Raw genomic sequence first — 23276 nt, forward strand, 5'->3', positions numbered from 1 at the left:
TCACTCGATCCACACGAAGGCGGCCATGCGCCCGGTCGTGCGGTCGCGACGATGGGAAAAAAAGCGCTCTGGTTCGCTGTAGGTGCAGGCGTCGCTGCTGACCACCTCGGCGACGCCCAGAGCTGCCAGCCGCTGGCGTGCTATTGCTGCGAGGTCGCAAAGAAACTTGGGAGGTGATGGCACGGTGTCCGAGTTTGGCAACTTCGGCAGGGCGTAAAAATGGGCGGCCGCGTCAGAGTCCTGCGAGACAAACGCAGCGCGCACATCTTCGCCCACCTCGAAGGCTTTGGGGCCGATGCACGGACCGAGCCATGCCGTCACCCGCTCGCCTGTGACGCCCATCGTGCGCAGCGTGTTTTCGACAACACCCGACGCTAGCCCTCGCCAGCCAGCATGGGCTGCTGCTACCACCGACCCGTCGCGAGCGGCCAGCAGCACCGGCATGCAGTCGGCGATCTTGACGCCACACACCAGCCCGGGGGTGCGGCTGACAATCGCATCGGCCTGAATTTCGGTGCCACCCAGTGGCGCATTGACCGGCAAAGATTCAGCATGCCGTACCTCATTGCCATGCACCTGATACACCCAGCGGATGGCCTCCGTATCGACACCCAGTGCCTGCGCAGTACGGCGTTCGTTCTCGATCACATTGTCGCGCAGATCAGCCGTCGAGTAACCGAGGTTGAGTTCGCCAAAAGGTGGCGGACTGACGCCGCCAATCCGCGTAGTCATCGCTGCATGAACGCGGGGCGATACGCGCCACTCGGGATGGATGAGCACCCGTCAATCCCTCACGTAAATGACTTCGACACCATCATCATCAAAGTCCTCGTCGTCATCGAAACCGTCATCCAGCGTACGATTGTCGCGCTGCGCACGAAGTTCCTTCAGCAGATGCTTCATGTCCTTCGCCATCGGTGCGATGAAGCGGACTGTTTCACCGGTTGCCGGATGCGCCAATGTCAGTCGCCAGGCGTGCAACGCCTGCCGATGGAACATCGAGTCACCGCGCTTGCCGTAGGTCGCGTCACCCACCAACGGGTGCTTGATGCTCGCCAGATGTACGCGAATCTGGTGCGTGCGGCCGGTCTCGAGCTTGCATTCGAGCAGGCTGTAGTGTTTGCCGAGCATGGCAGCACCGCCGAACGATTCGCGCAGCTTGTAATGCGTCACCGCCGGTTTGCCACCGACGACCACCATTGCCATTTTGGTGCGGTCGCGACCGTGGCGTCCGATCGCGCCCTCGACGGTGCCCGATTTGCGCACGGCACCGTGCACCAATGCCACGTACTCACGTGACGCTGCGTGCGTCTGCAACTGGCGCACCAGATGCGTCTGCGCCTGCGGCGTGCGGGCCACCATCATGACGCCGCTCGTGTCCTTGTCGAGCCGATGCACGATACCGGCACGCGCCACGTTGGCAAGCTCCGGGGCATGATGCAGCAGGGCGTTGAGCAGCGTCCCTTCCCGGTTGCCGGCGCCCGGATGCACCACGAGGCCAGGCGGCTTGTTGATGATGATCAGGTGCTCATCTTCAAAGATGATTTCGAGCGGGATGTCCTCCGGCTGGGCATCGGTCTCCTGCGTCGCCTCAGGCAAGGTCGCGGTGATCGTTTCATTGCCTTCGAGCCGCTGCTTGCCTGCCCATACTGCACCGTCAACGAGGATGTGCCCGTCGTCGAGCCAGGCCTTGAGGCGGTTGCGCGAATGGTCCGGGAACAAGATGGCGAGCGCGGCATCGAGCCGGGTGCCGGACATCGCCATCGGCACCGTCACTGACTGTGTCATGGATGCACAGCCCAAGCGATCACAGGTAGCCACTTGCAAAAGCCGGCAACGCCGGGCCGCAGGGCGCTCAGGGCTGCGCCACCTATAATCGATTTTCTGTATCTGGCGCCAGGCACTGGCGCTTCGTGACGACCAAGGATTGCCATGCGCCTCACCGCGAAATTACAAAGTCTCGTTCTCATGCTTGCGGCCAGCGTGCTGCTGTCGGGGTGCGGCTCGTTCAGCGGAATGTTCGCCAAGACCGAAGACCCGCAAAAGATGGCCGTCGAGGGATTGTATCGGCGCGCCAAAGATGCCCTGCAGGGTGGCAACTATGCCGAGGCGATCAAACTCTACGAAACACTGGAATCGCGCTTCCCCTACGGCGTGCAGTCGCAACAGGCAATTCTCGATACTGCTTATGCGCAGTACAAGCTGGGCGAGCGCGCTCAGGCCATCGCTGCGGCGGATCGTTTCATCAAGCTCTACCCAAATCACGAGAACGTCGACTACGCCTACTACGTCAAGGGCCTGGCCAATTTCATCGAAGATCTGGGCCTGCTGTCGATCTTCGCTTCGCAGGACCTCTCCGAACGTGACCAGAAGTCGGCCCGTGAGGCCTACGTCACCTTCAAGACGCTGGCCGAGAAGTTCCCGCAGAGCCGATACAACGCCGATTCGCTGCTGCGCATGCGCTATCTCGTCAATGCGCTATCACAGAACGAATCGCACATTGCCCGCTATTACTACAACCGCGGCGCCTATCAGGCTGCCATTAACCGCGCGCAGTCCTGCATTACCAACTACCCGAATACGCCCGCCAACGAAGAGGCGCTGCGCATCATGGTGCAAAGCTACAAGGCGATCGGCAACGCCCAGCTCGCGGCCGACACCGAGCGCATCTACAAGGCAACCTTTGCCCGCGCGTCGAACGCCAGCGACAGCCCGTGGTGGAAGTTCTGGTAGTCGGGAACGCGGAGCGCCGCTAGCCGGCGCTGATTTCCTGCCGGGTCAGCGTGTAGGCTGACCGATAACTGGTGGCGATGACCTGCGTCGCACCGCGCTGCTCCAGTGCGGCGCCAGCCAGCTCTCCTTGCGCCAGACTGTTCACCGCACTCTCCTGATAGCCCGTCACCAGCAACGCCCAGTCAACGCCGGCGTCGGCACCACGGATGCGCTGCTCCGACGTCATCGTCGCCGTCAGTCCGCCTTGCAGCAGGTGAATGCTGCCGAGGCCGGGGCGCATGCAGAGCACCGGCATCAATTCGTCGCCCAGCCATTGCAGCAGCGATGCCTCAGACTCCTGCACCAGTTTGAAGCGAAGCTGCAGCGCGTAGTGACCCATCCCCAGCCCGCAACTGCGAATCACCCTGCACAGACCGCGCGACATGCCACGGTAGTGCGGCATCATTTTCTGCGTCCACGGGGAGGGATTGTTGAGCCGTGCCAGATAAGCCTCGGAAGCCAGCGTGGCGAGCTGCTCGACCTCGTACAGCACGCAGTACGCGGGCCCGGCGCTGGTCGCAGCCCAGCGCGTGCCACGCAGGAATCCAGGGATCGACAGCCGCTCGGGCAAATGCTCGTGCGTGTGCCAGTCGTCGTGTTCGGCGACTGCCTCCGGCACGATGTCGAAATTGAGCAGCATCGCTGCCTGGCCGAGTAATGGCATGGTATTTCCTGTGCTGAGTACCGATGCCGACGTGTCAACGGTTGGTTAATAGTTGATCGCACGCCTGCAATCGAACCTATTGTTCAACAGCGACCACCTCGTGACCGGCAGTTACGAGTGAATGAGAGAAGATGCGATCTACAGCTTTTTTCGCTATCGACCTTCGCATGGGGCCTCATAGCCAGAAAATGCCTGAATCGACTTTATCAAAAATACCACCCTGAGCCCAATTCGGATAAGGCTTCCGTCAAAAAGCTGCTGACCTGATCAACGCTTGCACGCATCCCATCAGCAGCCACCGGGCATCACTGCGAAGCCTGCCACGCCCGTTGCGACCCAAAAAACGCCGCAACGTCCTCACGTTCGCGGGTGAAGGGCATCGGCGGCAGGCTACTGCGCAGCGTCTTGCCGTAGCCTTTGGTCACCAGACGATCATCGCAGATCGCCAGCACGCCGCGGTCAGTCTCGGAGCGGATCAGCCGGCCGGCGCCCTGCTTGAGTGAGATGGCGGCTTGCGGCACCTGCCAGTCCATGAACGGGCTGCCGCCCGCTTCCTCCAGATGCTTCATGCGCGCAGCCAGTACCGGATCGTCCGGTGGCGCGAACGGCAGCTTGTCAATCACCACCAGCGACAGCGCATCGCCGGCGACGTCCACGCCTTCCCAGAAGCTCTGCGAACCGATCAACACGGCATTGCCCAACGTTCGGAACCGGCGCAGCAGTTCGCCTTTCGGGGCCTCGTTCTGGGTCAGCACCGGGAAATCCAGATCGCGCTCGCGCAACAGGCGTGGCAGCGCTTCCGCACACTGCCGCAGCGCGCGCAGGCTGGTGAACAGCAAAAATGCCCGGCCGCCGGACAGCGTGACCAGCTCCAGCGCCTCGTCAATCACGGCACTGGTATGTTGCGGCGAATTTGGCGGCGGCAGGTTGCGCGGCACATAAATGCGGCCTGCGCTGGCGTAGTCAAACGGGCTCGCCCAGCTCTGCGAGCGCGCCGCCTCGAGCCCAAGCTGACGGGCAAACAGCGAGAAATCGCCGGCGACCGACAGCGTGGCGCTGGTGAACACCCAGCTCCGCGCACTCGATTCGGTCTCCTTGCGGAAGATTTCGGCTACCGACAGTGGCGTCGCGTGCAATTGCCAACCGCTGGTGGTCACGTCCGCCCAGCGGATCAGGTCGCCGCGCGAATCGTCGCGCCAGGCCGAAAGGCGATCTGCCGCTGCGGTTGCACGATTGTGCAGTGCGGGCAGCTCTTCGCTGCGGTCACGCTGCGCCTCGATTTCATCAGCCAGCGTGCTGGTCTCCTCAATCAAACGATCCAGCGCATCGAGAAACTCGCGCCGGGCCAGCGCATCGCTGCGCAGAAGTTTGCCTGCGCCGGCATCGAAGCCAAGCCGCACCGCGCGCGCCGCCATGCCCACGGCCTGCGCAGCATCGAGCAGCGCCTTCGCGTCGGCCGCCTTGCGCCGCTGTTCGAGTTCGGCGTCGCGGGCAAGCTCGGTCAGCTGCAGCATGCTGGTCGATTCGCCAAAAAACACCGTGGCCACGTCGGGCGCGCGATGTGCCTCATCAATGATGACGGTGTTGCAGGCGGGCAGCAGCTCGCCAAGGCCATCATCCTTGAGCGCGATGTCGGCGAACAACAGGTGGTGGTTGACCACCACGACGTCAGCGAGCAATGCCTCCTTGCGCGCCTTCAGCACGAAGCACTCCTTGTAGTGACCACACTCGCTGCCCAGGCAGTTGTCCCGCGTGGACGTGACCAGCGGCCACACTGGAGAGCTCTCAGGCACCGTCTCGCAATCGGCACGGTCGCCAGTGACGCTGCGTTCGGCAAAAGCGGCCACGCGCTGCACGTGCATGATGTGGTCGCGCGCCGTGAAGCGCCCCTCGCTGCGGGTGCGCGCCAGGTGATAGTGGCAGACGTAGTTGCTGCGCCCCTTGAGCAATGCGCTCTCCACCGGCAGCTTGAGGGCGTCGCGAACGCGCGGCAAGTCGCGATCAAACAACTGATCCTGCAGCGTTTTGGTACCGGTCGCGATGATGACCTTACCCCCCGAAAGCAGCGCCGGCACCAGATAGGCGAAGGTCTTGCCGGTACCGGTGCCGGCCTCGGCGAGCAACTGACTGTTGTCGGCGATGGCCTCCGCAATCGCTCGTGCCAGCTCGATCTGCTGCGGTCTTGCACGGAAATTGGGCAACGCCTGCGCGAGCTGGCCATCGGGGCCAAAAATGCGTTCGAGTTCTGGGATCACCGGGCGATTGTAGGCGGCGACCACCTGCCAGACCGACGCGGTGCAACCTGGCTGACTCTGTGTCAACTCGCGAATCGTGCCGGGCGCCTAAAATCATTGGTTCCACTGAATTCACCGACCACTCACGTGCTGAAATCGCTTTTCGCGGGTACGCCGAAATGGCAAAGCCCGAACGCCGACGAACGGCTGACCGCTGTTGCAGATCTTGCAGCAGATGATCCCGCCCTTGCCACCCTGATCGCGTCCGACGCTGATGCACGTGTGCGTGCCACCGCTGTCGGCCGCACGGTTGATGTCGCCTCGCTGAAAACGGCGCACAACGATGCCGATGCCAGCGTGCGCGCTGCTGCGGCGTCGCGCTGGGGACATCTTGCCGCCGGTGGTGCACCGAGCGACGATCTGCCGCTGGCGGTGATTGCCGCTGCGCTGCGGGACGATTCGTCAGACGAGTGGAAAGCCGCCGCCGCGAAGGCTGCGTCAAGCGACCTTACCGCGTGGCTTGCGTCAAGCGCAACGCTCGGCAGCAAGCTCGATGCCATCAATGCAGCCACCGACGTCGCCCTGCTCGACAAATTGCACCTCTATTGGCGCGACCACGACAAACGGCTTGGCAAGGCCTGTCATGACCGCATGGAAAGCCTGCAATCGCGGGACAAGGCCGCGCAGGAAGCAGACGTACTGCTGGCGCAGATGCAGAGCTGGTCGGATGCCGACGAAGTGCCGCTGACCCGGCTGGTCGACACCCAGCGGGCCTGGGCCAAGCTGAGCGTTGACAGTGAACGCAAAACACAGTTTGACACCCTGCTCGCGGGATTGCAGCGCAAGATGCAGAACGAAGCTGTCGCGCGCCGCATGCACGAAGCGCTCGCCATGCAGGTAGCCGGGCTGTCACTCAAGAGCAAGAAGGCCGCTGAGCTCGGCAATGATGAGCTGACCGCGCTGGCGACCGAAGCTACCCACGCACAAAGCTCACCTGTACTCGATGCTGGCCTCGCGCAGCAGCTGCAACAGGTTCATGCTGCCATTGCCGCCGAACAGCAACTGCGCGAGCGCAATACCGCCGGTGAGGCGCTGCTGGCGGCGATGCCGGTGCGTCCGGCTCCGGTCAAACGGGCTGACAAGCCCGCCGCGAAAAAGGACAAGAGCAAGGCTGACGCGCCGGTGGCGGTCGAGACGGTGGCAGCAGCGGAACCCACGCAAGCAGAGGCGGAAACCGTTGCCGAACCCGGCGCTGATGTTGCAACACCCACCGCCACCACAGTGGCAGCGTTGCCTGAGACTGCGGCAGACACAGCTTCCGAGCCCGCAGCTTCGACCACCGAGGTCGCTGCAACCGAACCGATGGCAGCGAGCACGACAGATGCGCCTGTTGCCGCTGCTGCCACCGAAGCGACTGACACCGCTGAATCGGCTGCTGCTGGTACATCCGTAGCGTCGGAGCCATCAGCAGAAGAGCAGCATGCTGCGATCGCCGCCGCCCAGCAGCAAAGCGCCTATGAAGCAGCGCACGCCGAATGGAAGGCAAAGTGGGCAGCCTGGCTCGCCACGGTCGATGCCACCACGCGCGAACACTTCGAGAAGCGTCTGCACGCGCTGGAAAAGCCGGCTGCCGCGCCCCGGCCTGAGCGTACGGTGGTACCGCGCGCAGAGGATGCCGATCTTGCCGCCGCCAATGAGGCATTGACCAAGCTGGCCGAACTGATTGCCGCGGGCGATGTGCGTGGCTCCCGTCACGCTGCGACCAGGCTGTATCAGCAGTTCACTGCCAAACGCTTCCCGAAACTCGAAGAGCAGCGCCTCAACGAACTGGACGGTGAGGTCAAGCGCCTCGAAAGCTGGCTCAAGTGGAGTGATGGGCAGGCGCGTGACGGCCTGATGGCCAAAGCCGAGGCTCTCAAGGGCTCGCCACTGCCGCCTGACCAGTTGGCGAAAGAAATCCGCGCCATCCAGGACGAATGGAAAGCGCTGGACAAGAAAAATGGCGGCGCGCCGAAGCCCAAGTGGGACAAGTTCAACGCAGTCTGCAAGGAAGCCTACGCCCCGGCCAAAGCCCACTTCGACAGTCTGCGCAAACAGCGCAACGAGAACGCATCGGGTCGTGAGAAGATCATCGACGCGATGGCTGCACTTGGCGATGAAGCCGCCGCCCCCCTCACCGAGGGGCAAACACGCGACTGGCACGATCTGGAAAAGCGCAAGTCAGCCCTCTTCGACCAATGGAAGAAAGGCGGTGGTGTCGCCAACGCCGCGTGGAAGGCGCTGGACGAGAAATTCGATGTCGCCCTCAAAAAACTCGACAGCGCCCTCGATGGCGCGCGCGAGCCCGAGATTGCGCGGCGCAGGCGCCTGATCGCACAGGCCGAGGAATTAGCCAAGGCAACGCCGTCGCGCGAGACCACCGACGCCACCATCACGTTGCAACGTCGCTGGGCTGCCGAACGTCCGCAGAACCTGCCACATCTGCGCCGCAAGGACGAGCAGAAGCTGTGGGACGACTTCAAAAAGCACACCGATGCCGTGTTCAAAGCGCGTGACGCCCAGCGCGACCAGGTGAAAGCGCAGTTCAGCGAGGCGACCAAGGCACGCTACGCCGTGATTGACGAGGTCAAGGCGCTGGCGAATGGCGATGACGCCAAGGCGATTGATGCTGGTATTGCTGCCACGCGCACGAAGTGGCGCAATCTGCCCTTCGTCGAGCGCGAAAAGGCGCGCGATCTCGACCGCAAATTCGACGACGCGCTGGTGGCGGCGAAGAAGCGCGCCACCGTGCTGTCGCGCGGCAGCGTGATCGAGGCGATGAAGAACACACTCGCTGCGATCACTGCCACCGAAGCCGCCGACAAGACTGCGGCAGCGCTGGTGATTGATGCCGAGCTGATCGCTGGTATTGATTCACCTGCCGAAATCGCCACCGCTCGCCGCATGCAGCAATTGCGCTGGCTGTCGGAGCGCCGGCAACTGCCGACCGCGCCTGACGCCAAGATCACCGCCATCCGCACGCTGCTTGGCGCCTTCAACGCCACTGGTGCCAAGATCACCCTCGGTGAACGTGAGCGGTTGACGCGGGCGATTGAGGCGGTAGGCGCCGCCTGACGCGCCGTCCTGCCCTTGGCCAACGTCTTACTGCTGCCCGGAGCCTTGCCTCATGATCAGGCAACGCTCCGCGCCTTGACCGAGGGTTTGCCACCGCATCCGGCCCTTGCTGCAAAGTTGCGCGGCGCCAGTGTCGCCAAGCTCGAAGGCTCGTGGAGTGATGCGGAACGCGCGGCGGGCAGTTGCACCGGTGATTTGCCTGGCGGGTTGCTTTTGCACGCCGCTACCGTCAACACGTTCACCAACACCGCAGCCACGCTTGCAGTTGCATCACCTCTGTCTGCGGCGCTGGGTCTCACCGATCTAACGCCACTGGATCCTGGCACGCTGCAACTCACGGACGCGGAAGCGCGAGCGCTCTGCGATACCTGTAGCGAACACCTGCGGGCAGAAGACATCGACCTGACTTTCGTCGATGCCCACCGCTGGCTGATAAGCTGCAATCACCCCGTCAATGTATTGACCGAACGTCCTGACTGGCTGATCGGGGAGAACCTGCGCCCCAACCTGCCACGCGGCACTGACGCCCGTCTGGTGGAGCGCTGGATGAATGAGCTGCAGATGCTGCTCTACACCCATCCGGTGAACATCGCCCGCGAGGATCGCGGCCTGCCACCAGTCAATGTGATCTGGCTCTGGGGTTTCTCGTCAACGTCGGCCACTGGCACCGAGGCTACTGAACCGTACGTAGCCATCACGACAATTGCAGACTTCGCAACGGCGTTGCGCAACGGTGATCTGACCGGCTGGCAGCAGGCATGGTCTGCCCATGCAGAGGCCATTCTCGACGCCGACCAGATCATTTTCGGTGACAACCATCCACTGTTGAGAGTCACGCCGAACAAGCCGGGCATCATGCACAGCCTGTTCGCCCGCTTCGCTCGACCACCCGCGCTCGCCGGAACGCTTGCAAGTCTGCGCGAGCAAGTTGCCGAAGTCCGGTCATGACAGCCCATACCGGCAGCGCACCCTCGCTGCGACGACGACCAATTGACACCGAGGCCGAGCAGTCACTGCGCACGCAGGGAATTTCGCCACTGTTTTCACGGCTCTATGCGGCACGCGGCATTGCCAATGCCAGCGATATCGAATGGAAACTCTCGCAACTGCCGCCGCCCAACTTGCTCAAGGGCATCGACGCCGTTTGCGAGCGTCTGCTCCGGGCCATCGGCCAGCGCGAACGCATCCTGGTTGTTGCCGACTACGACGCTGATGGCGCCACCGCCTGCGCTGTTGCCCTGCGTGGCCTGCGGGCGATGGGGGCCGAGGTTGGCTACATCGTGCCCAACCGCTTTGAGTATGGCTATGGACTGACGCCGGAAATCGTGGCGCTCGCGGCGCAGGAATCGCCGCAGGTTATTGTCACTGTCGACAACGGCATCGCCAGCGTCGAGGGCGTCGCAGCAGCGCGCGCGCTGGGCATCGACGTGGTCGTGACCGATCACCATCTACCCGGCGCGACGTTGCCCGACACGCCGACCATCGTGAACCCGAACCAGCCGGGTTGCACTTTTCCGAGCAAGGCCATCGCCGGTGTTGCCGTGATGTTCTATGTGCTGCTGGCTTTGCGTGCGACGCTTCGCGAACGTGGCGTGTTCAACGCTGACACGCAGCCCGACCTGAATGGCCTGCTCGACCTCGTTGCGCTTGGCACGGTAGCCGACGTGGTGCCGCTCGATGCCGTCAACCGTCGGCTGGTCGAGGCAGGGCTGCGCCGGATGCGCGACGGCAAGGCCTGCGCCGGTGTCAACGCGCTGTTCGAGGTCGCCAAGCGCGATGTGACACGAGCAACCGCCTATGACCTTGGCTTCATGCTCGGTCCACGGGTCAACGCAGCTGGCCGGCTTGACGACATCTCGCTGGGCATCGAGTGCCTGACTACCGACGACCCCGCCCGTGCCACCGAAATTGCTGGCGAACTTGACCGCCTCAACCGTGAACGTAAAGGCATCGAATCCGGCATGCGCGACGAGGCGGACCGCATGATCGCAGCCAGCATCGACGCCACGCAAAAGAGCATCGTTGTCACCGATCCCACCTGGCATCAGGGCGTGGTGGGCATCGTCGCCGGACGGCTGCGCGAGCGGCATCATCGGCCCACCATCGTGTTCGCACCGGGCGACGAGGGCGAACTGAAGGGCTCGGGCCGGTCAATCCCCGGTTTTCATTTACGTGATGCACTTGACCTCGTATCCAAGCGCGCGCCGGCGGTGATGCGCAAATTTGGGGGCCACGCGATGGCTGCGGGGCTCACCATCGCCCAGGCCGATTTCAGCGCTTTCGCAATGGCTTTTGAGCAAGTCGCGAATGAGTGGCTCACTCCTGAACAACTGGAGCAACGGGTCGATAGTGACGGGTCGTTCGATCTCGCAGAGTTTGACTTTGACACCGCCGAAGCCCTGCATCGTCATGTCTGGGGGCAGGCCTTTCCGGCGCCGATGTTCGATGACGAATTCGCCGTGATGGATTCGCGCATTGTCGGCCTCAAGCACACCAAGCTCAGGCTCAAGCGCTCAACTGCGGGCGGCCGTAACGCACCGGCGCGCATCTTTGATGCAATCCGCTTCAACACCACCGAGCCGCCACCGCAGCCAATGCGAGCCGCGTACCGCGTGTCGCTATCGGAGTATCAGGGCGCGCAGCGGCTGGAGCTCATCGTGGAGCATTGGTGGCCTGCAAATCAGGTCTGAGCGGCCAGTTTTTTCGGGGCCTTTGCCAGCCAGGCCTGGCGGATCAGTTGCTGCACGACTTCGGGGTTTGCATCACTTAGTCTGATACGCACGCCAACGACCTTACCACCCCACAACAGTTTCTCGACGAACTCGGGATGCAACGTCAGCGCAACCTCGCGCGCCTGATCCGGCACGAACACATGAATGTGCGTCTCCTCCGGCGGGATGGTTACAAAGATCTTGCCGCAAACGCGGAACGATGTGTAGTGGAAATGCGGCTGCTCTGCCACTTCGGACAGCGACAACGCAAATAGACGCACAGCAGCGATTGGCATCATGCCCGGACATTAGCCCCCGCGGCATGCAATGGCAACCATTGATGTGTCGTGCGAAACGACAGATGTCTTGGTAGCAATTCAGAGCAAAGGTCAGAAAAAGCAGCTTGGCGCTTATCTGAACAGGCCGTGGCGACGAAGCTCGCGGCGATAACTTCTGAAGTGCAGGTGAAATTGCACGCCGTCAAAATACTGTATAAAATTACAGTTATGAAGGCGCAGTTTTTCACTCAACTTGCTGCTAGTCACCCTGTACTGCGCGATCATGTGCGATTGGGAGCAGAGACCTCCACCAGCACAGCGAATGGCGCGGTATCAGGCAATAACGGACTCAGGGGCGTAGCCAGCAGCTTTGCTGTACTGGATGCCTATCTGCCATGGCAGGGCTGGCCTGCGGGCGCGATGACCGAAATCATGACCGACGCATCCGGGTGCGGTGAACTGTCATTACTGCTGCCTGCAATGGCGCGGTTGACCCAGCAAAAGCGTCCAATTCTTTGCATCGGCGCGCCTCATGAATTGTTTGCACCGGCTCTGGCGCAGACAGGTGTTGACCCGGATTACGTCACGCAAATTCATTCAGCCAGCTCATCATCAAAACACTTCAAGGAGAACTTGTGGTCCGCCGAACAAGCCTTGCGAACTGGGCTACCGGGCATAGTGGTGCTGTGGACTCCTGCGCACTCGATATTGACACCGGAAATCTTGCGACGGTTGCATCTGGCGAGCCTGGCGGGCGCAGGCAATGCGCCTGCTGCGACGACGCCCCCTGTACTGATTCACTTCCGTGGCGCCTCATCCATGTCGCAGCCCTCACCGGCCTGGTTGCGCTTTGGCTATGCGGCGGATGATGCACATATTCGTCTGCAAATCATCAAGTGCCGGGGGCGTGAACTGACGCGACCACTTATTACGCTGGATCGTGCCGCAGTGCAGGCCAGACTTTATCGGCAAAGGGTCGCGTCACAGCTGCTCGATAGCACTGTCGAATTTGGCATCACGTCCCTACCGCACATTAACGCAGCAACCCAATACGCCTCAACAACGTTCGCAGTCATTGCAGCAAACGCAACACACGAGGCGAAAGAAAAATCGGGCCGGGCCAACACGCAGCCGAGCCATTCCGAAGATCAGCACGCTACACACCCACCTATTTCCACCAGCACGGCGCACTAGGGCGTGTTAAGCAATGTGGCTGGCGGTTCACGTCCCTCATCTGCCTCTGCAGGCACTGTCGGACTCTATTCAGCAATCGGTCCCAGCCCTGATTTTTGACCGGGTCGGGCGACGTGATGTCGTAATCGCCTGCACCCGTATCGCCGCAGAACTTGGCGTCAAACCCGGGCTGCAACTGGCTGAGGCTCACGCACTAAGCAACCAGCTTGTGGCCCTGCCCCGTAATCCAGGACGCGAGACGGAATGCCTGCAACATCTGGCCAACGTACTGGCGGTACTGACGCCCAACATCCACATCAGCGATGACTTTGGCCTGCTTCTTGAAGTTGGCTCTTCGCGCGCACTATTCGATGGCTACGAGAAGCTTCTGCGCAACGCCATCGTGCTGGTTGATGCCCAACGCCTTCGCGCGAACCATGTGCTTGCGCCAACCGCTCGTGGCGCACGCTGGCTGGCAAAAGCACACCGGGAACTGCTGATCGAGGAGCAGATTGACGAATGGCTGGACGATCTGCCAGTCAGGTGCATGGATATCAAACCTGATCTCATCAAAGCTCTCGGCGAGCTCAATCTGCATTTCCTGTCGTCAATCCGCCGTATTGAAACTGCCGAACTTAACCAGCGTTTCGGCACGGAATTGACAATGGCACTCGATCACGCCTACGGCAAAGTCTCATGGTCGTTGCCATTCTGGAAGCCTGCACAGGCCTTCCACCAGTATGTCGAATTTCTGGAGCTTGTCACCGACCAGCAGCACTGGTGGCCTGGCGTCTCCGTTCTTCTGCATCAATTGCAGGAGTTCCTGCGACTGCGTTCGCAAGCAGCAATATCAGTTTTGTTTTCATTTTCAAACGGTCGCCAGCAGACGAGCCAGCTGAGTTTGGCATCAGCTCATGGCATTCATCTGGCCAGCGAATGGTTGCGGCTGCTGCAAGCCCAGCTTGAGCGCAGTTCAATCCATCATGAAATATCGCGAATTGATCTGTTCTGCAGCGACTCAAAAGCATTGCAAGTCCAGGCGCTGGATTTGTTCGATCAGCATAGAAATCGGCAACAAATATGGCAATCGCTGCTCGATCTGCTGACTGCGCGTATCGGAATGCAGTACCTGCTGCTGAAACCGCGCAACCATCAAAGCGCGCTACCGGAATCCAGAAGTATTGCATCAAGCCCGCCCTCATCCGGCAATGCAACTTCACTGCGACCCACCTGGCTGATCGATCCGCCGCGTCGCCTGTACGGCGACACATTACGCCGTTTACGTCACTCACTGGTACTGCGACAGCCAGAGCGCATCGAGACACTGGATGGCAACACCTCAGCTGATCAGGTCAACGCGGTTCATCGCGACTACTACATCGCCATCGCTGAACGTCATAGCTACTGGTGGGTGTATCGTGAACGGGCGACAGATTGCTGGTTTTTGCAGGGCATCTTTGCTTAGGCAAGCACAACGTCCCGGTATCAGGCATTACCGATGAAACCTGTCTATGCGGAGCTTTTTTGTCGCTCCAATTTCAGCTTCCAGCATGGCGCATCCCACCCGGAGGAGCTGGTTGAAACTGCGTACGACCTTGGCTATGGTGCCCTTGCCATCACTGACGAATGCTCGCTGGCGGGTGTAGCGCGCGCCTTTACCTCATGGCGAGATGCCTGTGAAAAGAGAGGGCATTCAATTGAAAGCTCTCCGCTGCGCCTGATCGTTGGTGCCTGCTTCCGCTGTGATGACAGCGAGATCATCCTGCTGGCGAAAACCCTCAGCGGCTACGAACATCTATGCCAGCTTGTGACCCGGTGTCGGATCGATACCGACAAGGGCACCTATTCCTTCGATCCGGGCGAGCTGTCAGCAATCAGGCAATGCTGTGCAATCATCATTCCCGGTTCATCCTCAGAAGTGCTGGGCACACTAATAGAGAAGACCAGCCAGCTTTCATGCGCCATTGGCTTCGTGCGCAAATTGACCGCAACCGATCCCCTGCGCTTCGAGCATGCGCTTTCTGTGGCACAGAAGCACACCCTGCCTTTAACCGCTTGCGGCGATGTACTCATTCATGACAAATCCCGACAGGGTTTGCGCGACATTTTGTGCGCAGTCAGGAATCACACCACAGTGGATCAATTGGGCGAACTTGCCGAACAAAATGCAGAGCGTTGTCTGAGGCCGCTCACCGCGCTGACACATCTCTACCCCGCTGAATTGCTGTTGAACAGCGTGGCAATTGCGAGGCTTTGCACTTTTACGCTGGCAGAGCTTCGCTATCAATACCCTGAGGAGTTTGTTCCTGCGGGACTGTCTGCAGCAAGATACCTTCGCAAGTTGACCCGCCTCGGTGCCAACCGCCGCTATCAAAACCACATTCCATCGAAAGTCAGAAGCCAGCTGAGGAAAGAATTCCGACTGGTCACCGAGAAAAAGTATGAGGCCTATTTTCTGACCGTGTACGACATCGTGCGTGAGGCACGGCGTCTGGAGATTCTTTGTCAGGGCCGTGGCTCTTCGGCGAATTCCGCGATCTGCTATTGCCTGCACATCACGGAACTTGATCCCGCACGATGTCATCTGCTCTTTGAGCGCTTCATCTCCAAAGAACGCGACGAGCCGCCGGATATCGACGTCGACTTCGAACACGAGCGAAGGGAAGAAATCATTCAATACGTGTTCAAACAGTACGGCCGTCATCGTGCAGCGCTCTGCGCAACGGTCATTTGCTATCGCACCAAGGGCGCAATCCGTGATGTCGGCAAGGCGCTCGGGTTTTCTGAAGATCAGCTTGACCGCATCAGCAGGAATCTCTCGTGGTGGGACAAAAGGTCTGAACTGCACCAGCGGCTCGCCGAAATTGGCTTCGATGCTCAGGTGCATCGCGTTCAGCAGTTGCTCAAATACACCGCCGAGCTACGCGGTTTTCCCCGACACCTCTCGCAGCACCCGGGGGGCTTTGTGCTGGCCGAGCACCGGCTCGACAAGAAGGTCCCCATCGAAAACGCAACGATGCCCAACCGCACCGTGATTCAATGGGACAAGGATGACATTGAAGAGCTGGGCATGATGAAGGTCGACATCCTCGGGCTCGGCATGTTGTCCTGCCTGCGCCGCTCCATGGCACTGGTCGCACAGCAGACCGGTCAGCCGTTCACCATGCACGATATCCCGAAGGAAGATCCGGCTGTGTACGAGATGCTTTGTTGCGGCGAGAGTACGGGTGTCTTCCAGGTCGAATCTCGCGCGCAAATGAACATGCTGCCGAGGCTGAAGCCAGAAAATTATTTCGATCTGGTCGTACAGATTGCCATCGTTCGCCCCGGGCCGATACAAGGTGGCATGGTTCACCCCTATCTCAAGCGTCGCCAGGGGGTTGAGGCTCAAAGCTACCCTTCGTCGGCCGTCGAGAGCATCCTGAAACGTACGTTGGGCATTCCGATTTTTCAGGAGCAAGTCATGGAGCTATCCATGAAAGCGGCCGGTTTTTCAGCCGGTCAGGCCGACAATCTGCGCCGCTCAATGGCAGCCTGGAAACGCAAGGGCGGCCTGGGTCATCTGAAGGAGAAATTGATCAATGGCATGCTTGAGCGCGGCTATACCTCCGAGTTTGCGGAATCCATTTACAGACAGGTAGAGGGCTTCGGCAGCTACGGCTTCCCGGAATCACACGCAGCGAGCTTTGCCATTCTGGCCTACAACTCGGCATGGGTTAAGTGCCATCATCCTGCCGCCTTTTGTTGTGCCCTGCTCAACAGTCAGCCGATGGGCTTCTATTCGCCATCACAGTTGATACAGGACGCGCAAAAGAATGGCGTACAGATATTGCCCGTTGACATCAATGCGAGTGACTGGGATTGCGCACTGATCTTTAATCATCCGGATCCAGAAAAAAGAACCGCAGGCAAAACCATGCTGCGCCTCGGGTTACGCATGGTTAGCGGCATCAGCGAGACGGTCGCTGGTGACATCGTCAGGCTACGGCAGGAGATTCCGTTTTCGAGCATTCGCGACGTTGTGCAGAGAACGGGTATTGGCACCAAAGTCATCAACGCACTGGCTGACGCCGACGCTTTCAGGCTACTGGCCGGTAACCGGATCCAGTCAAAGTGGATGGCCGCCGCTTCGAAATTGCCCGATCTTCCGGCGGCACCATCAGACATCAGCAACGCAGCAGCGCCGCTCAAGCCCCTCACGCTTGGCCAGGAAGTCATCGCCGATTACCGCAGCACCGGACTCACACTGCGCGTGCATCCCCTGAAACTGCTGCGCGGTCTGCTGGCTGGCACCCAGCAGGCTGCGAGTCTCAAAAAGATTCCCTCCGGTCGCAATATCCGTGTGGCAGGGCTTGTTACCTGTCGCCAGCGCCCCGGCACAGCCAGCGGCGTCACCTTCGTCACGCTGGAAGACGAAACCGGCAACACCAACGTCATCGTCTGGCGCGATCTGGCCGAGAAAGAACGACGTGCGCTGATTGCTTCCCGGCTGATGATTGTCCACGGCAAGCTTCAACATCAGGGCCCAATCAGCCATCTTGTTGCAGCGCACATGGAAGACGCCTCGCATCTGCTTGCTGATCTTGCCGTGGCCTCGCATGACTTTCACTGAGTCCGCCATTGCGCATTGCACAACAGAAAAATGGAACCTGTTTTCAGCCAGCTACGGGTAAGCCCTGAAACAGCATGTTGAGGCGAGTTTCAGAATTCTATTGCCGCCACTGATCGTTTGCGTCGCCTGCGAAACGCAGGACTCGTAAGAAATTGCGTTGCATGCGCCCAATGGCCCGAGCGCTTCCGGCTCGACACTTACTCAACAAGGTCCACTGCGGATCTGCATACAAGGAGGCTCCCATGTCCGATGAAACAACAATTGATCGCCGCAAGTTTCTGAAGTCCGCCACCATCGTCGGCGGTGCCGTCGTGGGCGCCGCGCCGATGGTCAGCGTCGCACAATCGCCGATCACGTTCCGCTGGCAATCCACCTGGCCCGCGAAAGATATCTTTCACGAGTACGCGCTCGACTACGCGAAGAAGGTCAATGACATGTCGGGGGGGCGCCTCAAGATCGACGTGCTGCCGTCAGGCGCCGTGGTCAAGGCATTTGACCTGATTGATGCCGTATCCAAAGGCACGCTCGATGGCGGTCACGGCGTACTCGCTTACTGGTACGGCAAGAATTCCGCCATGGCGCTTTGGGGCTCCGGCCCGGCATTCGGCATGGACGCCAACATGGTGCTTGCCTGGCACGAATACGGCGGTGGTCGTGCTCTGCTCGACGAAATCTACAAGGGCCTCAACCTCGATGTGCAGTCGTTTGTCTACGGCCCGATGCCAACACAGCCACTGGGCTGGTTCAAGAAGCCCGTCACCAAGGTTGAAGACTTCAAGGGCCTGAAGTACCGCACGGTCGGTCTCTCCATCGACATTTTCACTGCGCTTGGCGCAGCCGTGAATGCACTACCAGGCGGTGAGATCGTGGCGGCGATGGATCGTGGCCTGCTCGACGCCGCCGAGTTCAACAACACCAGCTCCGACAAGGTGCTCGGCTTCCCGGATGTATCGAAGGTCTGCATGCTGCAGTCCTTCCATCAAAGCGGCGAACAGTTCGAGATCCTGTTCAACAAGACCAAATACAACGCATTGCCGGCTGATCTGAAAGCGGTAGTCAGCAATGCTGTACAGGCAGCCTCGGCCGACATGAGCTGGAAGGCCATCGACCGCTACTCGCAGGACTACATCGAGCTGCAGAAGATGGGTGTCAAGTTCTACAAGACACCCGATGCCATCCTGCAGGCGCAGCTCAAGGCCTGGGACGACATCACCAAGAAGAAGTCGGCCGAGAACGCGATGTTCAAGAAAGTGCTGGAATCGATGGAGAAGTTCGCGATGCGCGCCTGCCGCTGGCAGAACGACACCAACGTCGACTTCAAGATGGCGTTCCGCCACGCCACCAGCAAGAAGTCATAAATCACGGCTCACGAATCAGCCCCCGCAGTGCAAGCACCCCGGGGGCTTTTTTATGTCGGGCGACCGCCAAGTCGCCGGAAATACTGCGGTCAGCGCAATTGCAGTGCACCGTGTCCGAGGAGATCTGAATGCAATCCGTTTTGCTGTTGGTCGACAAAATTTCGACCCGCGTGGGCCAACTCGCTGCGTGGAGCATTGTCGCGCTGACCCTGCTCATTGGTTGGGAAGTGTTCTCGCGGTATGTATTGTCAAATCCGCATCCGTGGGTGATGGATGCGAGCAACATGCTTTACGGGGCGCTGTTCATGCTGGCAGGTGCCTACACACTGTCGAAGAACGGCCATGTGCGAGGTGACGTCCTGTATGGTTTCTTCCAGCCACGCACCCAGGCATTTTTTGATCTGATGTTGTACCTGCTGTTTTTCGTCGGCGGTATCGTGGCACTGGTCTATGCCGGCTGGGATTTCTTCACTACCTCGCTGGCGCAGAACGAACGTTCGTCGATTGCCGCCGACGGCCCGCCGATCTATCCGTTCAAGGCAATCATCCCGGCAGCGGGCCTGCTGCTGCTCATTCAGGGTCTGGTGGAGATCGTTCGCTGTGTGATCTGCCTGAGAACAGGCGACTGGCCCTCGCGCGAGGAGGACGTCGAGGAGGTCGATGTCGACAAGCTGAAAGCGATGGTCACGTCACATACCAGTAGTACCGACGCCGGCGCACAGGGAGCACGGTAATGTTGAAACTGCGCAAGGAACTCTGGTTCGGGCTCATCATCATGGCGGCCATCGCGCTGCCCACGCTGATCCTCATGCCGTGGAGCAGCATGACCCTGGGCCACTATGGCCTGATGATGCTGGCGCTGGTGGTGGTCGCCATCATGCTTGGCTTCCCGACGGCGTTCACGCTGATGGGTATGGGCGTAATCTTCGCTTTCATCGCCTACTTCGCCCAGAAAGGTGGTGACCCCAATGTCGCCGTGAAGCACACGCTGGACCTGATGGTGCAACGCACTTACGGCGTGATGACCAACGAAGTGCTGATTTCAATACCGCTGTTTGTTTTCATGGGCTATCTGGTTGAACGCGCCAACCTGATCGAGAAACTGTTCAAATCACTGCACCTCGCGCTGGCCCGTGTACCCGGTTCACTGGCGGTCGCCACACTGGTGACCTGCGCGATCTTCGCCACAGCGACGGGCATCGTCGGCGCCGTCGTCACTTTGATGGGGCTACTCGCGCTGCCCGCAATGATGCGCGCTGGCTACGACATGAAGCTCTCCGCTGGTGCCATCACGGCCGGTGGCTGCCTTGGTATCCTGATTCCGCCGTCAGTCATGCTGATCGTCTACGGCGCCACGGCAGGCGTGTCGGTGGTCAAGCTCTACGCGGGTGCATTCTTCCCCGGCATCATGCTCGCGGTGCTCTACATCGTCTACGTGATGATCCGTGCGAAACTCAATCCGAAGCTGGCGCCGCCGCTGTCGGCCGAAGACCGTGTGGTGGCGCTTTCTGCAGTACCGGCAGCTGTTGCCACTGCGCCGGGCCAGCGAGCGCTCCCGGCGCTGCTGACCGCGGTTCGCGGACACCGTGCGGCAGCCATCGGGCGCAAAAGCCTGCTCAAGGAACTGCTGGTGGCGCTGTTGCCAGCCATCGTATTCGGCCTGTTGCTGCTGGCAATTCATCGCGCCGTGACCACGGAACCTGCCGCCGTCGAAACCACTGGTCTGGTCGAAATGGGCAGTGCGAGCGACGCCGCGAAGACCAACTCAGGCAACGATGCGGCGGGCAGCAACGAACTCAAGGAGCCCACCGCCGACGGTGTCAAGGAACCGCCAGCGGCCTCCTCCCTTTCGGAGCTGAAGGAGCCGCCCGCCGACCTCAAGGAACCGCCCACCGATAACGGCAAGGAGGCCACCGCCAGCACTGCCGCCATGAAAGCCGCCACCGATGGCACCAAGGCGGGCAGCGACGCAAGCCGTGCCGTGTCGGCGCCAGCAGCGGAGGGCGCGAAAACAGTTCCCGCTCCTGGCTGGTTCTGGTGGACGCTCGGCATCGTGGTCGCGGCGCTGGTATTGCTTTACGCGGTGCTCGACTGGCAGCGCTACGAAGTCTACAAACTGCTGCTGGCCTCGTTCTTTCCGCTGGCGTTCCTGATTCTGGCGGTGCTCGGCACCATCGTATTTGGGCTCGCCACGCCGACCGAGGCCGCTGCCGTCGGCTCGATCGGTGGTTTCGTACTCGCTGCAGCCTACCTCGCCATCGCGCGCCCCGCAGCCGAGCGGACGAAGATACTGCGCCTGTGGCTGCCACTATGGGCCGTGGTGCTGGCCGCCGTGGTCTGGTTTGCGCTGCTGAAGTCCGAGTTCATCGTCAGTCCGGTACCGATGTGGCTGGGCTGGCTGTCGATGACCGCCTTTGTCGTCTGGTGCGCGCTGGCGACTGTTCAGGTAAAGCTGCAAGGTGTGCTGTCGGAATCGGTATTCCTGACCGCCAAGACGTCGGCGATGGTGTGCTGGCTGTTTGTTGGCTCATCGATCTTCTCGGCCGCGTTCGCGCTGCTGGGCGGGCAGGAAGTGATCGAAAAATGGGTGCTTTCGCTCGGGCTGACGACGACACAGTTCATGCTGCTGTCGCAATTCATCATCTTCATCCTCGGCTGGCCGCTTGAATGGACCGAGATCATCGTAATCTTCATGCCGATCTTCATCCCGCTGCTGGCCAAGTTCAACGTTGATCCGCTGTTCTTCGGGCTGCTGGTCGCGCTCAATTTGCAGACCGCATTCCTGTCGCCACCGGTGGCGATGGCCGCCTTCTACCTCAAGGGCGTAGCGCCACCGCATGTCACGCTGAACCAGATTTTCGCGGGCATGATGCCGTTCATGGTGATTCAGGTAATCGCGCTGCTGCTGCTCTACATCTTCCCGGCGATCGGTCTGTGGCTGCCCGAGGTGCTTTACAAGTAGTCAGGGTCAGCAGCTTTTCCACACAACGACCGTTGGTTGAGGGCGTAGCCGTTATTTCTGGCAAAGTCGAGATTTGGTCGAAAGGAGCCTGGAGGCCTCGTTGAATAGGGCGTTCAGCAAAAAGCTGATCGCCCCGGAAAACTCGGTCTGCGGCGATTCGCTCGATCAGGATCTTCGTGATCGCGCCTGCGGCCGCGCGGCGAGCGCCAGTCGGATCAGTTCGGCGGCACCGCAGCCGCAGCAGACGCCTTTGCCTCGTGCCTGCGCGCCAGCCGCATCCCGAGCAGAAAGCCGGAAAAAATGATCAGCATGACGAAGGCGCCCGCCCACAACTCCTTGCCGTCGGCCCAGGCATCCAGTTGCGGCAACAGCAGCTTGCTGGCACCGAACGCCGCCGTGAGCAGGCTGACCGCCGACACCGCGACCGCCATGACCCGCGAAGCGACACGTGCAGTTTCATCGGAGCGGCGAATGAGACGCGAAATCCAGATGCCGTTCAGGCCGTCCGACAGCAGCATGCCGACGACAAACAGACTCGCCAGCAAGAGCGCCGTCATCCATCCACCAAACGGGTTGGCGGCCACGGCAAACAGCGAAGCCTGGCTCAGGGTATCGAACGAAAGCGCAAACAGCGCACCAATCGCCGCCACGGCCAGAGGATTGCCACTGGTCAGCAAACGCGAGAAGCGGCGGCTTCGCCAGCCAACCAGCCGGGCCACATGATGTGACGGCGTCGAGAGCGCACTGTCAATGTTCAACGCCGCGAGCAGGCAGAGCACAACAATCGATACCCAGGCGCCGAACGACTCCAGCCATTCGGGCACTCGCCACGCCTGCGCCAGCGTTGCCACGATCATCGCCATAGCGACGACAACGGCGCCGTGTCCGAGCGAAAACAGAACGCCGGACAGGCGTGCGAGGCGCGGGCGCGTGGCGTAGTTGCAACGGGTCAGGCCGTCGATGGCAGCCAGATGATCGGCATCAAATCCGTGCTTCATGCCAAGCAGCAACGCCACGGCAGCAATACCGCCGAGATCGTGCGGAATCTCCGTTGGGCTCATGGGCAACCCGGCCAGCAACACTGACTATCCACGGTACGGCTCCTTATGCTCAATAAGATCCGCTTGCTTGATACACAAATCGTGCCACCCTTGTCACCAATGTGCGTCAAGCGCGCTTGCGGTTCACCGCGGCCGATGGCGTCTGTGTACGTTGCCGTCGAGTTCGAGTCGAAGGCGATCCACTACAGCAGAAGCAGGCGCCAACGATGTCGTGGCGTATGCGCTTGCCAGTCCAGGCTCCGCGAAAGCAAAAGCCCCGCACTGCGGGGCTTTTTGCGATATATCTTGGCGGAGAGGGGGGCATACAAACCGTCTTCCAAACCCGTCCCAGAGAATC

At 60.7% G+C, this 23276-nt stretch carries 16 protein-coding genes; 10 read left to right on the forward strand and 6 right to left on the reverse strand.

Annotation, left to right across the window (positions count from 1 at the left end):
* The gene (gene pgeF, locus FKL89_RS14335) at positions 1-732 is read right to left on the reverse strand and encodes a peptidoglycan editing factor PgeF (RefSeq protein WP_156863454.1); all 732 of its coding nucleotides are present in this window, start codon (positions 730-732) and stop codon (positions 1-3) included.
* 51 nt (positions 733-783) lie between these two features.
* Positions 784-1788 carry an RluA family pseudouridine synthase gene (locus tag FKL89_RS14340; RefSeq protein WP_156863455.1) on the reverse strand — a complete coding sequence of 335 codons (1005 nt, stop codon included), beginning with the start codon at positions 1786-1788 and terminating at the stop codon, positions 784-786.
* Between the two features lie 180 nt (positions 1789-1968).
* Here FKL89_RS14340 and FKL89_RS14345 point away from each other — a divergent pair, with 180 nt between their 5' ends.
* Positions 1969-2733: an outer membrane protein assembly factor BamD gene (locus FKL89_RS14345; protein WP_238363368.1), complete on the forward strand. Its 765-nt coding sequence runs from the start codon at positions 1969-1971 to the stop codon at positions 2731-2733.
* A 19-nt stretch (positions 2734-2752) separates the two neighbouring features.
* Here FKL89_RS14345 and FKL89_RS14350 read toward each other — a convergent pair whose 3' ends face one another.
* Together FKL89_RS14350 and FKL89_RS14355 are read right to left on the reverse strand one after the other, a co-directional pair.
* Positions 2753-3436 carry a DUF4286 family protein gene (locus FKL89_RS14350; RefSeq protein WP_156863457.1) on the reverse strand — a complete coding sequence of 228 codons (684 nt, stop codon included), beginning with the start codon at positions 3434-3436 and terminating at the stop codon, positions 2753-2755.
* 305 nt (positions 3437-3741) lie between these two features.
* Positions 3742-5691, reverse strand: coding sequence for a DNA repair helicase YoaA (locus FKL89_RS14355; RefSeq protein ID WP_238363369.1), 1950 nt, complete (start codon positions 5689-5691; stop codon positions 3742-3744).
* 126 nt (positions 5692-5817) lie between these two features.
* Here FKL89_RS14355 and FKL89_RS14360 point away from each other — a divergent pair, with 126 nt between their 5' ends.
* Genes FKL89_RS14360 through recJ form a run of 3 tightly spaced genes read left to right on the forward strand, consistent with a single transcriptional unit; the run spans position 5818 to position 11474 of the window.
* On the forward strand, positions 5818-8784 hold the full coding sequence (locus FKL89_RS14360) for a DUF349 domain-containing protein (RefSeq protein ID WP_156863458.1): 2967 nt from the start codon (positions 5818-5820) through the stop codon (positions 8782-8784).
* A 15-nt stretch (positions 8785-8799) separates the two neighbouring features.
* Positions 8800-9732, forward strand: coding sequence for a hypothetical protein (locus FKL89_RS14365; RefSeq protein ID WP_156863459.1), 933 nt, complete (start codon positions 8800-8802; stop codon positions 9730-9732).
* A complete protein-coding gene (recJ, locus tag FKL89_RS14370; protein ID WP_156863460.1) occupies positions 9729-11474 on the forward strand; it encodes a single-stranded-DNA-specific exonuclease RecJ in 1746 nt (581 codons plus the stop codon). The genes FKL89_RS14365 and recJ overlap by 4 nt, the downstream gene beginning before the upstream one ends.
* Here the strand turns inward: recJ and FKL89_RS14375 are convergent.
* Complete coding sequence (locus FKL89_RS14375; protein WP_156863461.1) at positions 11465-11794, reverse strand: MmcQ/YjbR family DNA-binding protein; 330 nt, start codon at positions 11792-11794, stop codon at positions 11465-11467. The two genes, recJ and FKL89_RS14375, sit on opposite strands and share 10 nt — an antisense overlap.
* A 126-nt stretch (positions 11795-11920) precedes the next feature.
* On the opposite strand from FKL89_RS14375, the gene FKL89_RS14380 reads away from it, so the two are divergent.
* The 6 genes from FKL89_RS14380 (at position 11921) to FKL89_RS14405 (ending at position 21878) form a co-directional block, all read left to right on the forward strand.
* A complete protein-coding gene (locus FKL89_RS14380) occupies positions 11921-12967 on the forward strand; it encodes a hypothetical protein (RefSeq protein ID WP_156863462.1) in 1047 nt (348 codons plus the stop codon).
* Between the two features lie 13 nt (positions 12968-12980).
* A complete protein-coding gene (locus FKL89_RS14385; RefSeq protein WP_156863463.1) occupies positions 12981-14411 on the forward strand; it encodes a Y-family DNA polymerase in 1431 nt (476 codons plus the stop codon).
* 33 nt (positions 14412-14444) lie between these two features.
* Positions 14445-17558, forward strand: a complete 3114-nt coding sequence (locus FKL89_RS14390; RefSeq protein ID WP_156863464.1) for an error-prone DNA polymerase — start codon at positions 14445-14447, stop codon at positions 17556-17558.
* Positions 17559-17800: 242 nt separating this feature from the next.
* A complete protein-coding gene (locus FKL89_RS14395) occupies positions 17801-18916 on the forward strand; it encodes a TRAP transporter substrate-binding protein (protein ID WP_156863465.1) in 1116 nt (371 codons plus the stop codon).
* 128 nt (positions 18917-19044) lie between these two features.
* Complete coding sequence (locus FKL89_RS14400; RefSeq protein ID WP_156863466.1) at positions 19045-19650, forward strand: TRAP transporter small permease subunit; 606 nt, start codon at positions 19045-19047, stop codon at positions 19648-19650.
* An 8-nt stretch (positions 19651-19658) separates the two neighbouring features.
* The gene (locus FKL89_RS14405; protein WP_238363609.1) at positions 19659-21878 is read left to right on the forward strand and encodes a TRAP transporter large permease subunit; all 2220 of its coding nucleotides are present in this window, start codon (positions 19659-19661) and stop codon (positions 21876-21878) included.
* 215 nt (positions 21879-22093) lie between these two features.
* Here FKL89_RS14405 and FKL89_RS14415 read toward each other — a convergent pair whose 3' ends face one another.
* Positions 22094-22939 (reverse strand): HoxN/HupN/NixA family nickel/cobalt transporter, encoded by an 846-nt coding sequence (locus tag FKL89_RS14415; RefSeq protein ID WP_156863467.1) that lies wholly within the window; start codon positions 22937-22939, stop codon positions 22094-22096.
* Between the last annotated feature and the right edge of the window lie 337 nt (positions 22940-23276).

Source organism: Casimicrobium huifangae (genome assembly GCF_009746125.1).
Classification (GTDB): domain Bacteria; phylum Pseudomonadota; class Gammaproteobacteria; order Burkholderiales; family Casimicrobiaceae; genus Casimicrobium; species Casimicrobium huifangae.

Bases quoted from the DNA above. Each gene is read 5' to 3' on its own strand.
- FKL89_RS14340 (WP_156863455.1), bottom strand. From the start codon at position 1,788: ATGACACAGTCAGTGACGGTGCCGATGGCGATGTCCGGCACCCGGCTC.
- pgeF (WP_156863454.1), bottom strand. From the start codon at position 732: ATGACTACGCGGATTGGCGGCGTCAGTCCGCCACCTTTTGGCGAACTC.
- recJ (WP_156863460.1), top strand. From the start codon at position 9,729: ATGACAGCCCATACCGGCAGCGCACCCTCGCTGCGACGACGACCAATT.
- FKL89_RS14390 (WP_156863464.1), top strand. From the start codon at position 14,445: ATGAAACCTGTCTATGCGGAGCTTTTTTGTCGCTCCAATTTCAGCTTC.
- FKL89_RS14350 (WP_156863457.1), bottom strand. From the start codon at position 3,436: ATGCCATTACTCGGCCAGGCAGCGATGCTGCTCAATTTCGACATCGTG.
- FKL89_RS14400 (WP_156863466.1), top strand. From the start codon at position 19,045: ATGCAATCCGTTTTGCTGTTGGTCGACAAAATTTCGACCCGCGTGGGC.
- FKL89_RS14395 (WP_156863465.1), top strand. From the start codon at position 17,801: ATGTCCGATGAAACAACAATTGATCGCCGCAAGTTTCTGAAGTCCGCC.
- FKL89_RS14415 (WP_156863467.1), bottom strand. From the start codon at position 22,939: ATGAGCCCAACGGAGATTCCGCACGATCTCGGCGGTATTGCTGCCGTG.
- FKL89_RS14345 (WP_238363368.1), top strand. From the start codon at position 1,969: ATGCTTGCGGCCAGCGTGCTGCTGTCGGGGTGCGGCTCGTTCAGCGGA.
- FKL89_RS14385 (WP_156863463.1), top strand. From the start codon at position 12,981: ATGTGGCTGGCGGTTCACGTCCCTCATCTGCCTCTGCAGGCACTGTCG.
- FKL89_RS14375 (WP_156863461.1), bottom strand. From the start codon at position 11,794: ATGATGCCAATCGCTGCTGTGCGTCTATTTGCGTTGTCGCTGTCCGAA.